The sequence below is a fragment of the Clostridium beijerinckii HUN142 genome, assembly GCF_000621745.1.
In the GTDB taxonomy this organism is placed as follows: domain Bacteria; phylum Bacillota; class Clostridia; order Clostridiales; family Clostridiaceae; genus Clostridium; species Clostridium beijerinckii_A.
The window spans coordinates 173,487-187,751 of record NZ_KK211336.1; the positions used below are offsets into that span (position 1 = coordinate 173,487).

A 14,265-nucleotide genomic window follows, 5' to 3' on the forward strand; every position below is an offset into this window, starting at 1 on the left:
GAGAGAAGAACATGAAGAATGAAATGGATTATAATTCTATTTGTGATAATCAATTAAAGGAAAGAACCATAAAAGAATTTCATAGAGCAATAGTTAAAGATCTTATTAATAAGTATGGAGCTCAAACTATGAAAGATGTTATAAGAAAGATAAATTTGCAGCATTAGAGAGTTTTTGATTAATTAAATAGAAAATAATTAAATTATAATAAGAAGAAGTGTTTCATAATATTTGGATCACTTCTTTTTTATTATTCATAATAAGATAAATAATTCAATTAACAGTATATGTATTGCAATTGAGTCTTTAAATCTTTATTTTTTGATTAAATGTATTGTATTTGTAAATTTTCTTTCGCAAATTGGTGAAATAATTCCAGTAATATGAATATGCTATAGTAAATCGAATGTTATATAATCGTTTTCTAAATTTTAAGGGGATATTAATGAGAGGAGAATTTTATGAGAATATCAAGAGGATGGAAAGTTCACAATAACATAACAGATGAGGATATAAAGGTACTTAAGACAGCACTAAATGAATTAATTGGCGTTGAGTACGAGCCTAAAATTTTAGCTACTCAGAGTGTAAATGGAACAAATTATTGCTTTATCTGCAAGTCAAGGGTTGCAGCACACAATGGTCAAGGAATTTCAAAAGTTATGATTTATAAGCCGCTTACGGGAAATGCAACAATAACCAGCATCGAGTGTATATTATAAAACAAATTGTGGTAGAGATCTAGTGTATGTCTGAAAATGAAGAATTGCAAAAATAATATGATTGAAAATGGGGATGATATTTCCGTGTATAGCAAAATATTGTCTCTATTTTTATTTAAACTCTCTATTATATTACCACTTATATGAATAAACGACTTTAATAAGAACTAAAACTACCTTTCCGCTCAAAATTTAAAATTCATTGTAGAAATGGCAGTTATAACGAATTTTAAAACATATATATTTTAAGAAGCACTGAAATATAATATGAGTTTAAAAATTTTTGGAGATTAATTAATAAAAATTATCAGACAGAATTTGTAACGTCAGTTTAATTTTAAGTCGCCATTAATAGTTCTAATTCATATTATGTATATATAAAAGAAGAGAGGTGAAGATAGGGATGTTAGGTATTAATCTTCAGGCAAGATTAAAAAATAAAGCTTTTTGGGTTGCAATGGCAAGTGCTATAGCATTATTAGTGCAACAGTTAGGGTTAAATATAATCCCTAATAATTATGCGGAAATAGTTAATACTATTTTAACAATTCTAACAATGCTAGGAATTATAGTTGATACTAGTACACCAGGCTTAAGCGACCAAACTACAAATGATACAGCAGAAACTGTCCAAGCTTCGAATTCTAAAGAAAATAAATAAAGGCAATAAGTTAATAAGACAATAGTAACTGAATATTTAAGAGTAGCCCTTGAGGGGGTTACTCTTTATAAATATGAAAATTGAAAGGGAGTATGAATTATGGGGTATATAAAAGGTATAGATGTGTCAAATAACAATGGAAATATAGATTTTGGAGCTGTTGCAAGAGATGGAGTGCAGTATGTTTATTTGAAAGCAACAGAAGGGGCAACATTTATAGATAGCAAAATGGAATTGTTTTATAGTGGGTGTAAAAATAATAACTTAAAGGTGGGAGCATATCATTTCTTAGTTGGTACAAGTACTCCGGAAGCACAGGCCCAAAATTTTTATAATAAGATAAAGGATTATAATTGGGATCTAGTGCCTATGATGGATGTAGAAACTAACTTTAGCGGACTTGGAGATTATGTTACAAGATTTGTTATAGCATTTGGCCAGCTAACGTCTATTCCATTAGGTATTTATAGCTATACAAGTTTTATAAGTTATCTTACTAATGCAAAATCAATTATACAGGATATGCCTTTCTGGGAGGCTAACTATAACAATGATCCTTGGAATTTGCCGTCAAATTTCTTTACCAATAGGGTAGGTCATCAATATACTGAAACTGGAAGGATAAGAGGTGTAAGTGAAGATTGTGACATAAATTCATTTACTGATGGAGTTTTAATAAGCAATGTTACTAAACCAGGACAATGGATTATAAAGGATAATAAGTGGTGGTATAGGCACAATGATGGAAGTTATACTAAGAATGGATGGGAAAAAATAAATGGAAAGTGGTATTTATTTGATAGTGAAGGCTGGATGCTTTATGATTGGAAGCTAAGTGGAGATTATTGGTATTACCTAGGAAATTCAGATGATGGATCAATGAAATCAGGATGGTTATTAAAAAATAATAAGTGGTATTACCTTGGAGACCCTAGTGATGGATCAATGAAGACAGGATGGCAGAAAATAAATGGTAACTGGTATTACTTTGGAACAGATGGGGCTATGGTTACTGGATGGTTTAATGTAGATGGATACGATTATCTAACTTATTCTACTGGTGAGTTAATTACCAATATAGATATATACGGATATCACTTTGATGAGAATGGACATGCTACAAAGTTAAGTTAACTTAAGAAAAAAGTTATGAAAGTTATTAATAGAATTTTAGGGTATAGGAATTTATCTTATGCCCAAATTTTATATTGTAGAAATTTTTATAGAAAAAGCGGTTTCAAAATTATTTACGTTAAAAGATATAATTAAATTTTAACTATTTCTTAATACTTTTGTACACACAAAATTAATATCAAAGTTATATCATATAGAAAGGAGGGCAATGAAATGGGAAATATAATTAAAATTAATATGTATGCAGAAATGAAGAGAAAAAGAAATAATAAGCTAGATTTAACAACAGTAGAAAAAGTTATTTTAGAATACAATAATTGGATAAGAAATACCAACAGAGAGGATAAAATAGAGAGCTATGAAAAGTTCATACATACAAAATAGTTTATGAAGGGTAGTTTGCGATTTTTGTTCGTTCACTACCCTTTAGTATTTTTAAAAGTAATCTAATTCAAGCAATATTTTTAGGTGCACACTTAGTAAAAATTACTACTGCAATTAATAGGAGCTCTCAAGATAAAGACTTAGGGGGATGGTTTTAGAATGTTGGTTTTTGTAAGCGAGATTGATGCGGCTATGCATATACAATTTATCTTTGGGTACCATAGTAGTATAGAAAAATGTGCATCTAGGAGGAAAACTAATGAGTAAAATGAAAAGAGCAATTTTTAATTCACTTATATTAATCTTAGGTATTATATTACTTGGATGTAGAGATATAGATTTAAGAAGTTCCACTGTAATAAATGAAAATGGATCCGGCGTAGTAAAATTGCAAGTTGTATATGACGACTTTATATCAACAAAATTAAAAAATGATGTAATTGATCATGAATGGGCTAAAGAAAATGGATATAATTTTAATAAATATTTTGAAAATAACATGAATATTGAAGAAATTACGTATGAGTTTAAAGATATTAAAGAACTAGAGGAAAAAATAAATTCAAGTGGATTAGCAACAATGACGAATTTAAAAAGAAGAAAAGGAAAAGAGGATATATATACAATCGATGTAAAATTTAATAAATCAGCAATAGATAACCTAATTCAAAACAATACGAATGACGAAAAAGTATACAATTATATTAAAAATATAAAATTCATTAATGAGGTTGAAGTACCAGGAAATATTATAGGATGCAATGCAGAAGAAGATGCTGATGAAAATACAAGAGTATGGACCTATAAAATGAGTGAAATAGACGACAATACTAAAGTTGATCTTTCATATAGAATAAAAAATCATGCATTTCCAATTTCGATATTACCTAAATAATTAATAATAATATTGTAATCATAAGGGATTTAATATAACCTTGTTTAAATAGAAAATGCAGATTGCAATAGATTTTACGTATTTTAAGCATAACTTAGTATAATTCATAAATGTAAATTTGCGAAGTTAATATATATAATAATATGTGATATTGAGCTAAATTTTGCATTATGTTAAAATATAAGTATAATTTTAACATGTAATAATCAAGGCCTAATTGCTTTTTTAGGATCCAAAAGTTAGATGCAACTGACAGGTTTAGAGGAAACGCAAAGTTAGTTGTGTTTATGAAAAGATAGAAGCCTGAGAGATATTCTAATAATATTTCTATTGGCTTTTTTTATTCTTTTTATTTATTTTGAGATATAAATTTGTGTGAAATAAGATGTTTAGAAAATGGAAGAAAGGATGAAAGTAAGATATGTCGGAGAAGATATTAACTATTATATTATTAAAAGAGAAATATGGAGTGTGCAGATTAAATAAAAAGGAATCAATTCCTGAATGGATAAAAAACAGTGATTTTTTTTCTATAACAAAGACATGTGATGAATTATCAATAGTATGCCTTGAAAAAGATATACCTAATGAAGTTAAATGCGAAAAAGAATGGAGAATTTTAAAGGTTGAAGGTCAGTTGGATTTTTCATTAGTAGGAATTCTTTCATCAATTAGTACGATTTTAGCGAAAAGTGGTATAAGCATATTTGCGATTTCAACTTATGATACTGATTATATCCTTGTTAAGGAAAAAGATGTGGATAATGCTATGAAAGCACTTATTAAAAATAAATATGAGGTTATAGTTTAAGGAGGAATATCTAAAATTAACTAATACAAGCTTTCTGTACTACTTCTGTTAATATTTTTATAGATTATATTTTGTGATAGTGGTTAAGATATTACTGCCAAACAAAATTAAAAAATTAAGGGAGGTAGATTCATATGGCTTCAAACAATAGTGGAAGAAACAGAACATTAGTACCAGAGGCAAAACAAGGATTAAACAGATTAAAAACAGAGGTTGCTTCAGAAGTTGGATTAAGCAATTATGAAAGCATGGATAAAGGAAACCTTTCTTCAAGACAAAACGGTAGCGTTGGTGGAGAAATGGTAAAAAGAATGATAGAAAGCTATGAACAAGGACTATAATAAATAAAAGTAAAGCACTAAGAAGATTCTTAGTGCTTTGCTTTTTTCTCTGGAAATTATAGATAAACAATATATAACTTAGACTTATGTAATAATCCACAGAAAGGGGAAACATTGTTATTTCACAGGACTATGAAAATTTCGCTGAAAGCACTAAATTGCAGACTTCACCACTAATGCTTGTTCTTAATTTCATTGTGACAAGCATTAGTGGGACAACCTACAATTAAGGGCTTTTAACAGCTCATTTTCAATGCTTGTTGCATAAAAATGTTTCTGCTTTCTAGTATAGTATTTATTGCAAAGTATAAATGAAATTCTTAAATTGTTTATCTATAAAGCTAAATCTGAGTACAAGTTTTAAAAAAGGTAAGAAAATATAATATGTGAAACAGATATCCGTGTATTTTCCTTTTTTAAGAGTTATTATATTCTACTAGCATTATTGACATCACATGGTAAAAGGTGTAATAGTAATATGTGTAGGGAGGAATGGCAATGAATAAAGTGAAAAAGTTGTCCTTAGTAATCTTAACTATCCTGTCAATACAAATTACTAATTCTACTATGGCTAATGCATATTGGAAACAAAGCAGTCAAGGATGGCAATTTACTAAAGGAGAAGCTTACTCAGTTGGATGGGATAAAATTGATGGCAACTGGTATTATTTTGATAGTAATGGAACAATGGAAACAGGCTGGATTAATGATAATAATAAATGGTATTATCTAAATGATAGTGGAGCTTGGGAAGAATCTAAGACTACTACTGTTGTTCCAAATGATATTCAGGTTATGTATGATATAATTAATATTTATAATGATTCTGGAACTATTAAATATGAGAATAAAGGATTCATTAATCAAATAGGATTAAGTGATAAGAGTTTATATAAATTTTCTGCAGAAGATCAAGTAGGAAACAAGACTAGTGAATATTACTATGATTCTTCTAATGGAAATGTATATAAAATAAAACAAGGAATTACAACACTGCTTAATTCAAATATCACTATAAATAACACTAATACTCAGATTTCAACGATTGAAGCTGTAGAGAAAGTGAAAGATTATCTTCTAGCGAATGGAAAATATGTTCCAAGTAAAGTTGAATATGATCATGATGAATCTAATTCTTACGTAATTCATTGCTATGATACAACAGGAGAATATGTGACAACTGGCGGATGGTATTATGTAGATAAATTTACTGGAAATGTGACATCAATGTTTTAGAGATATAAAATAATAATAACCTAACTTTCTACGTTAGGTTATTATTATTTTATACTCATTATAATTTTTTTAATAGAAATTATGTTGATTGAAAATTATATTAGCATATATTTTAAAATGGATAAACATAAGAAGTGTCAGGAGTGGGATCTTTTTCTATAGTTTCAACAGCTATAACTGGGTCTATTCCATCTTCAGAAGCATTAATTTTAATTTTGCCTTTTATTTTTACCCACGTACCAGTATCATATGAACTTGAATCACTGCTAGAACATTCAATTCCTGCAACCTGAAGGTCAGCAGCACAACACACCATCATAAATCGTGCAATTATAAATTGATTTTCTTTTAAATCTTTATCTCTATATACAAATCCTGAAATTTCTATTTCCTTGCCTTCATATTTTTTAGGGTTTCCTAAAATCTCATCAAGAGAAGATACAAAGTTATTAATGTTTACTTCTATAATATTATTCACAATATTTAGCTGAATCTTATCTACTTGACCTTGCCCATCACTTTCGGATTTTCCACTATACAATTCATATGTTGAGTTAAGGGAAGGCAAGCTGTTATTTGAATTATTGGAAGAGCTGTTAGTAGATGATGATTCGTTAAGCTTTCCATTTGCATCAATGCTTTTAGTGGCAGAATTTGCGCTACTACTTTGCATAAAAAGTATCATAATCAGAGGAAAAATGAAAATAAAATGATTCTTAATTTTAAATTTTTTTCTATTATTATAAAAGACATCTGAAATCAAAAATAAGGTAATTATGAACATTGAAATCATTCCAAAGATTGCAAAAGGTATAATTCTTGGATGTACATATGTGAGAATTTCATTACTTACAATAATTTTTAAATAGAATATTGAAAATCCTAATAGTATTAATATTTTTGCAACTACTTCCGCATTAATTTTTTTCATATTTTCATCTCCATATCAAATTAAAGAGTATCTTAAGATAAAATATATTGCCTAAGATAAGTTGATATTCTAAAATTGCCATATTCTTATATTCTTATATTCTTATATTCTTATATTCTTATATTCTTGGACTTAGACTAATAATTTGGACACATCTTTTATAAATCTATTGAATCTAGGTCAATGATCTGTACACAACTTCTATTGAATATATGCTATTATTACTAGAATTCTTTTCATTGCGAATTAATATAATCCATAGAATCATGAATTCATTGGTGGTTATATATAGATACTCAAACCAAAATATATACCTATACCTTAATCTTTGTGAATTATACAAGAAATTAGATACATGTTTGTGAAAGCGGCATTTGAAATTGAGTTGTGATGGTTCTTAGTTGAAGGTTGTTCCATTTTCTGCTTGTCCTAAACTTGCTTTTGGAGCATGCAGAAATGGGTTCAACTTTGCACTTAGAACTATCCAGCGAAAATTTCATTAGTCCGTTGTAACAAATTCGTATCTAATTTTGGTTTTGCCACACATAGAGATAATTTCAAATTTGGATATCTATAATCTAAGGTTAATAAGAATACTAAATGATACTACAACAATAAAAAATATTAGTTTTATGGCAAATTTTCTTTTAAAGTTTCCAAAAATCATAATTGTATTTTTTATATCAAGCATAGGGCCAACAACTAAAAAGCCCATTACAGAGTTAACTGAGAATTGTTTTAAAAATCCCTTAGCAATGAATGCATCTGAGGTTGAACAAACTGAAAGTATAAAAGACAATAATATCATTGCAATTAGAGGGCTTATATTACCACTCAAAATTGGAATGTTGGTACCGGCAGATATTATATTTTGAAAAATGCTGGATAAAAATGTACCAATGATCATGAACTTCCCTATATTAAAAAACTCATCGCCAGTGTGAATAAATACTGCCCTGATTTTTTCAAATTTATTTCTTGAATAATCATAGTCATCATTACAAAAACCGCACTCGCAACTTAATCCATCATTATCAATACTTAATATATCATCATCTTTCCTAGTTATAAAATGCATAATTAAACCAACTAGAATAGAGATTATTATGCCTGCAACAACCCTATAAATTACAACCGCCTTCATACCTTGAAAGGCATATACTGTTGAAATTATAGCTATTGGATTTACTATTGGGGCAGATAACATGAAAGTAATACTAGCAGCTATAGGAACTTTTTTCTTTATAAGTCCCTTAACAACAGGAATAGTTCCACAATCACATATTGGGAAGAGTAAGCCCGCAAGAGCTGCAATAACACATGACAAAAATATATTTCTTGGAAAAAATTTGATAAATGTATCCTTTGGGATACAAATTTGTATTATAGCTGATACAAAACTTCCAACTAAGATAAATGGTATACCTTGAATTAATATGCTAATGAATACAGTATAAAAATTTTTAAACTTGTCCACATAGAATAAATACCCATTACTATCAGTAATAGATAATGCAGCAAAACACGTAAATGACAATATTAGAAGGCTCATATAAAACATAGTTTTAATTGCAGAAAAACTATGACTACTAATTTCTCTATATTCATCTTGATGTATTTCTTTAATATTTAATGAAGGCGCATGCTCTAATAAGTTGGCAGTTTCATTAATTCTTTTTATTTGATTCTGAATATTTAAGAAATCTTTTTTGTCGATATTATTTATATTGTTTAATATTATTGTCTTGCTATTATAAATCTGAGTACTTAACATGCTTTTCATATTTCTGAAATAAATGAAGAACTTTTTCGTATCAATCAAGGTTACGATATCGTCAATTCTGCATAGCTTTCTTAAATTTTTATTATTGAACAGATTGATTATAGAGTTAGAATTTTTCATACCATTAACTTCAATAAATATTCTATGGGGAGAATATATTTCTAAAATTTTGTTTATATACTTTTCATTAATTTCTTCATTAGAAGTATTTTCAATGTTTATAATATTCATATTTCCATTTGAATTTGTAAATTCATTCTTTATTTTGCTTTGTCCAAATTCATCTTGGATAACAACAATAGTTTCATTTTGTAAATCGCAATTTTTAATCATAGAATTTATAAAGTTAGTTTTTCCAGACTGTAAGAATCCTAGTATTATTTCTATTTTCGTTTTCATATAAATCTCCTTGTTGCAATGTATTTGCATTTAAATGTATTATATTACCATATATGTAAACAAACAAGAATAATATTGCGATATTTTTTGGCATTATTTTTATATTTGAAATTAGTAAGATGAGTGTGAATTTAGTAGAGATTAGATAATAATCTTTCATGGATGCAAATAGAGCTTAATAAAATGATTGAAAATAGTTAAGCTATATAAATAGAGAAGGAAAGTCGACTCACTTCGTTACTAAGTAATTTCAATTGACCCAAGTATAGATTATAATTGGTTTATCTATAAAGGATTCATCATTGAAAATTTGATTTATACTTTCGGGTAATTATTGTATAAGTCTAAGTTATATATTGTTTATCCATATAGATGAACATATTTACAAAGTTGCTAATACGTTAAGTTTGTATCTTCACTAGAAATCATAAATATATTTGTGAAGAAAACATTTGAAAATGAGCTGTTAAAGGTTCTTAGCTGTAGGTTGTTCCAGTTTAGCTTGTCAAACTGAAAGTTGGAGCATGCTAAACTGGATACAACCTGCTACTTAGAAGCTTCAGCAATATTTTCATAGCTTTTCGGAACAAAATATTTATGATTTCGGTAAGTTACTACATAAATCTAGTTTTAGAGTTGGATATCTATAAAATGGAAGGGAGAGGCATGAAATGAAATACGATACGTTGTTATTTGATGTTGATAATACATTACTTGATTTCGATGCAAATGAAGAAGAATCGTTTAAGAGTTTAATTAGAGATAAGGGTGAAATATATTCAGAAGAATTGTATGAAGTTTATAAAAAAATGAATCAAGGCATGTGGGCTGATATTGAACTCGGTAAGATTAAAGTAGATGAAGTATTAAATACAAGATTCTCTAAGTTAATGTCCAAGTATGGAAGAAGTATAGATGGTGGAGAGTGGGAGAAGACCTATAGATCGTATTTAAATCAAGGAGTGCAGTTAATGCCAGATGTCCATGAGGTTTTAAGTAAACTGCATGAAAAGTATACTTTATATATTATTACTAATGGAATTGCGAAGACACAGTATTCAAGGATAAATGGTGCTGGAATTTCACAATACTTTAAAGACTGTTTTATATCAGAAGATATAGGCGCTAATAAGCCAGCAATTGAATTTTTTAACTACGTCAAGGATCATATTAAAGGGTTCAATGAGGCAGAAACCTTAATTATTGGAGATTCCATCACATCAGATATTAAGGGAGGAAATATCGCTGGAATTGACACTTGTTGGCTTTGCAAGGAGGGAACAGTAAATGAATCATCAATAGATCCAAACTATGAAATACATTCGTTAAAGGAACTACTTCAAATACTATTATAATAAGAATAATAACTTTGAATTTTATTAATTGGTTTGGTTTGGGATGATTAAATTAATTTTATAGGTTATAATGCTATTAAAAGTAACTATGATATCTAATAAATAAAAGAATTTGAGTCAATTATTAGGGAAAATATATTTTAGTAAATAAGCAAAAACTAAAAAGAAAATTGAATTTAGTTAAGCATATTTTAGTATTTACTGATAAGGTTACTAAAGAGATATCAATAGTAAAAGGGAGGAATTAATATGAAATTAGGAATTGTTGGAGCTGGAATGATAGTAAAAGATTTTCTTTCAATTAGCCATCTTTTAGAAAATGTAGAATTAGAGGCTATTTGCGGAACTCCAAGAAGTGAAGATACGTTGAATGAATTAAAAGATAAGTATGGAATTAAAAAGGTTTTTTGTGATTATGATGAATTACTAAATAGTGATTTAGATGTAATTTATATCGGTGTACCTAATAACTTACATTTTGAATTTGCTAAAAAAGCATTAGACGCTGATAAAAATGTTATAGTTGAAAAGCCATTTACATCAACATATAAGGAATCATTAATTTTAAATGATTTAGCTAGGAAAAAGAAATTATTCTTATTTGAGGCTATAACTAATCAATATTTTCCAAACTATAAAAAGATAAAAGAGCTACTTCCGACTTTAGGGAATATAAAGATTGTTCAGTGCAATTATTCCCAATACTCTAGCAGATATGACAGCTTTAAAGAGGGAAATGTATTACCAGCTTTTGATCCTAAATTCTCTGGTGGGGCATTAATGGATTTAAATATTTATAATATTCATTATGTAGTAGGTTTGTTTGGAAAACCTGAAAATGTTGAGTACTATCCAAACATTGAGAGAGGAATAGATACATCAGGAGTATTAATCTTAGACTATGGAAAATTTAAATGTGTTTGTGTTGGTGCAAAAGATTGTAAAGCACCTATTGCAAATAATATTCAAGGGGATAAAGGCTGCATATATCAAGACACTCCAGCCAATGTCTGTAAGAGATTTGAATTACTTATGAATGATGGAACTAGCTCAGAAGTAAATGAAAATAATTATGAGCACCGTATGGTTAATGAATTTATTGAATTCTCGGATATTATCAAAAATAATGATTTGGAAAGATGTTATAAAATGCTAGACCATAGCTTAATAGTTAGTGAAGTTCAAACAATTGCTAGGCATAAAGGTGGAATAATATTCCCAGTAGATGATTTTACAGAAACAGAGAGTTAATTTGAATTTTGTAATTGGATAGCACAGCAGCTTATGTATCAGGCGTACTAATCTTAGATTAATGTATGCCTGATTTTTTATCCTATAGTAATATCGTCAGCAGCTGCATTATTATTATTATTATTATTATTATTATTATCGCGGTTGTTGTTTTGTGTAGCATTAGCGTTTCTGGCTTCTTGTAAAATAGTTAAGTATTGCTGTTGAGATGCAATTGTTAACATTAAGCATCCTATCCCTACAATGAAATTTCCAAGTACGTTTATTTCATCAGCAGTTTTATCTTTTGAAAATGAAATGGCAAATGCATTTGTTAAAATCAATAAATCTTCCGGACTCAGATTATCTATAAATGTCATTATCGTACCTACTTGCAAATAGTTTATAGTTAATTAGTATGATAATTACTCAAATAATATGAGCATAAGATGTTTCAAAATGAATTTATACATTTTTTGCTGAAATAGTTGTTATAGTATTATATGTATAGCAATGTAAGTTATGAATTGAGATAATTTATATTATTGGCATAGGTATGTAATTATTAATCTATAATGCACAAATGAATTATAAATTAATACAATGAAAGTGAGTTAATTATTTGTAGGAGAATCAATAATATTTTATGGAAGACAATAATAATCAAATGAGTAATAATGATCAGATGAACAATGATGATCAGTTACAGATAGCAATTCAGGGGGCAAAAAAAGCAATTCAAGGAGAAAGAGAAGATGAATTGTTTTATGATTATCTTATTAGTGAAGCGCCAACAAATGAAGAGAAAGAAATAATATCATCTATTAGAGATGATGAACGCAGACATAATATGTTGTTTAGAGGGATCTATGAAGATTTTACAGGTGATATGGATGCTACAATGGAGGGTGAAGAAGAAAATTTTGAAGTCCCTGAATCATATTTAGAAGGTATTAAAAAAGCTTTATTTGGAGAGTTAGCAGCAGTAGAAAGATATAGAGCTATTAGGAGAGGACTTCCTGAAGGAGTTTACAGGGATGTATTATTTGATATAATTACAGACGAATTAAAACATGCTTCAAAATACAATTATCTATTTACATTAAATAGTATTGGAAATAATTCATCTATGAATAGAAGCTTAATGAGGCAAGAAGATACAGTTGTTACAGAAAATATAGATAACACAAATGATCTTACTCCAGATGATTGGGTTAGCTATATTGCTCCACTAGTTAATCGCGCTTTAACAGAATCAAGAGAAGGGATTAACTCTGAGCACTTGTATCAAGAATTTATATTATCAGGTGTACTTGTTGGCTTAGGAAAGAATCCTGATGAAGCCATGGAACAGGTTGAAGAGTGGCGAAAATCAGGAGCTTCAAAGAAATTAGCTATGAGCAAAATGAGCAGATATTTTAATGATTTAGATAACATTTAAATATTTTTTAATACCACAACACTCATGAATGTTGTGGTATTTTATTAAGAAATATTCATGATAAGTACCTATTAAGATTTATATTCATAATATAAATTATTAATAAATTCTTTGGAGAAGGATATGTTTGATATAAGTCCATACAGAACAATGATGAGAGCATTAGAAAAAGCTACTGCATATAGAAGAGACGGGATAATTTATATATTTGTGACAGGTGAGATGCCAACGCCATGCGATGAAGTTAAAATAGTTGGTACGTATCCAGGCAATATTGTGCATATAAAAGATCCAGGTGTAGCAGAACTTTTTATTAAAATGGGTCGTAAGCCTGAAGAAGAAGGGGAGTATTGCATTCCTATAGTGATGCCGTTTTTTATTGAGGAAGAGATAGAAGATTCGAATCATGATGAAGTAACAATTTATGTGAATGACAATTTGTATAAAAGGATAGAGATCGAAGAGTGGAATGAGACATTTGCGAGCGTGACAAAGGAGTAGATGTTATACATTTACTGTATAGCAATTTAGATTTTCATTGTTTTGTAATTATGAAAGAATCTATATACCATAATATTCGGGTATGTAGCTAGATTTGTGTACAACAAATCTACTACATTCTTTTTTTGCTTCATGGTAGATTTGAAATAGTATACTTTAAAATAACAAGGGAGGATTCTAAAGGAAATTCCACTCTCAAATTGTCCATAGCAAATCTTCAATTGTTACTAATCAAGATATTATCTTCTTGATTGTATAAGCACATTTTTAGGTAAGGGATACGTTGATGGTGTTATTGAAGCAGATGAAGTATTCTTTGCTGAAAGTTTTAAAGGCACAAAACCCTCTAATATGCTAAGACGCTCTCGTAAAAGAGGAAACAAGTTAAGAAAAAAATAGAAAGCCAATGTATGTATAGCATATGTGGTATTTTGTAAATTA

At 28.5% G+C, this 14,265-nt stretch carries 16 protein-coding genes and 1 pseudogene; 14 read left to right on the forward strand and 3 right to left on the reverse strand.

Translation table 11 applies throughout. The annotated features are described in order from the left end of the window. Window positions 1-11: 11 nt before the first annotated feature. From T483_RS31750 to T483_RS0122100, 9 genes are all read left to right on the forward strand, one after another. The gene (locus tag T483_RS31750; protein ID WP_196244911.1) at window positions 12-167 is read left to right on the forward strand and encodes a hypothetical protein; all 156 of its coding nucleotides are present in this window, start codon (window positions 12-14) and stop codon (window positions 165-167) included. A gap of 294 nt (window positions 168-461) precedes the next feature. Continuing rightward, a complete protein-coding gene (locus tag T483_RS0122060) occupies window positions 462-722 on the forward strand; it encodes a hypothetical protein (protein ID WP_035790495.1) in 261 nt (86 codons plus the stop codon). Between the two features lie 403 nt (window positions 723-1,125). Further along, window positions 1,126-1,383: a phage holin gene (locus T483_RS0122065; RefSeq protein WP_026888781.1), complete on the forward strand. Its 258-nt coding sequence runs from the start codon at window positions 1,126-1,128 to the stop codon at window positions 1,381-1,383. Window positions 1,384-1,482: 99 nt separating this feature from the next. Continuing rightward, complete coding sequence (locus T483_RS0122070) at window positions 1,483-2,517, forward strand: GH25 family lysozyme (RefSeq protein ID WP_026888782.1); 1,035 nt, start codon at window positions 1,483-1,485, stop codon at window positions 2,515-2,517. Between the two features lie 213 nt (window positions 2,518-2,730). After that, on the forward strand, window positions 2,731-2,901 hold the full coding sequence (locus tag T483_RS31755; protein WP_196244912.1) for a hypothetical protein: 171 nt from the start codon (window positions 2,731-2,733) through the stop codon (window positions 2,899-2,901). A 259-nt stretch (window positions 2,902-3,160) separates the two neighbouring features. Continuing rightward, window positions 3,161-3,796, forward strand: a complete 636-nt coding sequence (locus tag T483_RS0122085; protein ID WP_026888783.1) for a hypothetical protein — start codon at window positions 3,161-3,163, stop codon at window positions 3,794-3,796. A gap of 421 nt (window positions 3,797-4,217) precedes the next feature. Continuing rightward, window positions 4,218-4,607 (forward strand): ACT domain-containing protein, encoded by a 390-nt coding sequence (locus T483_RS0122090; RefSeq protein WP_026888784.1) that lies wholly within the window; start codon window positions 4,218-4,220, stop codon window positions 4,605-4,607. Between the two features lie 134 nt (window positions 4,608-4,741). Then, entirely contained in the window at window positions 4,742-4,948 is a 207-nt protein-coding gene (locus T483_RS0122095; protein WP_012059444.1) for an alpha/beta-type small acid-soluble spore protein, read from the forward strand. A 498-nt stretch (window positions 4,949-5,446) separates the two neighbouring features. Next, entirely contained in the window at window positions 5,447-6,184 is a 738-nt protein-coding gene (locus T483_RS0122100) for a cell wall-binding protein (RefSeq protein ID WP_026888785.1), read from the forward strand. Window positions 6,185-6,296: 112 nt separating this feature from the next. On the opposite strand, the gene T483_RS0122105 is transcribed toward T483_RS0122100, so the two are convergent. Both T483_RS0122105 and T483_RS0122110 read right to left on the reverse strand, forming a co-directional pair. Further along, on the reverse strand, window positions 6,297-7,115 hold the full coding sequence (locus T483_RS0122105) for a TIGR03943 family putative permease subunit (RefSeq protein ID WP_026888786.1): 819 nt from the start codon (window positions 7,113-7,115) through the stop codon (window positions 6,297-6,299). Between the two features lie 571 nt (window positions 7,116-7,686). Beyond that, window positions 7,687-9,297: a permease gene (locus T483_RS0122110; protein WP_026888787.1), complete on the reverse strand. Its 1,611-nt coding sequence runs from the start codon at window positions 9,295-9,297 to the stop codon at window positions 7,687-7,689. 671 nt (window positions 9,298-9,968) lie between these two features. On the opposite strand from T483_RS0122110, the gene T483_RS0122115 reads away from it, so the two are divergent. Both T483_RS0122115 and T483_RS0122120 read left to right on the forward strand, forming a co-directional pair. Next, entirely contained in the window at window positions 9,969-10,652 is a 684-nt protein-coding gene (locus tag T483_RS0122115; protein WP_026888788.1) for a YjjG family noncanonical pyrimidine nucleotidase, read from the forward strand. A 249-nt stretch (window positions 10,653-10,901) separates the two neighbouring features. Further along, window positions 10,902-11,903: a Gfo/Idh/MocA family protein gene (locus T483_RS0122120; protein ID WP_026888789.1), complete on the forward strand. Its 1,002-nt coding sequence runs from the start codon at window positions 10,902-10,904 to the stop codon at window positions 11,901-11,903. Window positions 11,904-11,980: 77 nt separating this feature from the next. On the opposite strand, the gene T483_RS0122125 is transcribed toward T483_RS0122120, so the two are convergent. Then, window positions 11,981-12,280 (reverse strand): hypothetical protein, encoded by a 300-nt coding sequence (locus tag T483_RS0122125; RefSeq protein ID WP_242841908.1) that lies wholly within the window; start codon window positions 12,278-12,280, stop codon window positions 11,981-11,983. Between the two features lie 248 nt (window positions 12,281-12,528). Between T483_RS0122125 and T483_RS0122130 the strand changes: the two genes are divergently transcribed. The 3 genes and pseudogenes from T483_RS0122130 to T483_RS31230 all read left to right on the forward strand — a co-directional run. After that, window positions 12,529-13,323 carry a ferritin-like domain-containing protein gene (locus T483_RS0122130; protein ID WP_026888791.1) on the forward strand — a complete coding sequence of 265 codons (795 nt, stop codon included), beginning with the start codon at window positions 12,529-12,531 and terminating at the stop codon, window positions 13,321-13,323. A gap of 123 nt (window positions 13,324-13,446) precedes the next feature. Then, window positions 13,447-13,824, forward strand: a complete 378-nt coding sequence (locus tag T483_RS0122135) for a hypothetical protein (RefSeq protein WP_026888792.1) — start codon at window positions 13,447-13,449, stop codon at window positions 13,822-13,824. A gap of 234 nt (window positions 13,825-14,058) precedes the next feature. After that, a pseudogene (locus T483_RS31230) lies at window positions 14,059-14,217 on the forward strand (IS1595 family transposase); the annotation flags it as partial. Between the last annotated feature and the right edge of the window lie 48 nt (window positions 14,218-14,265).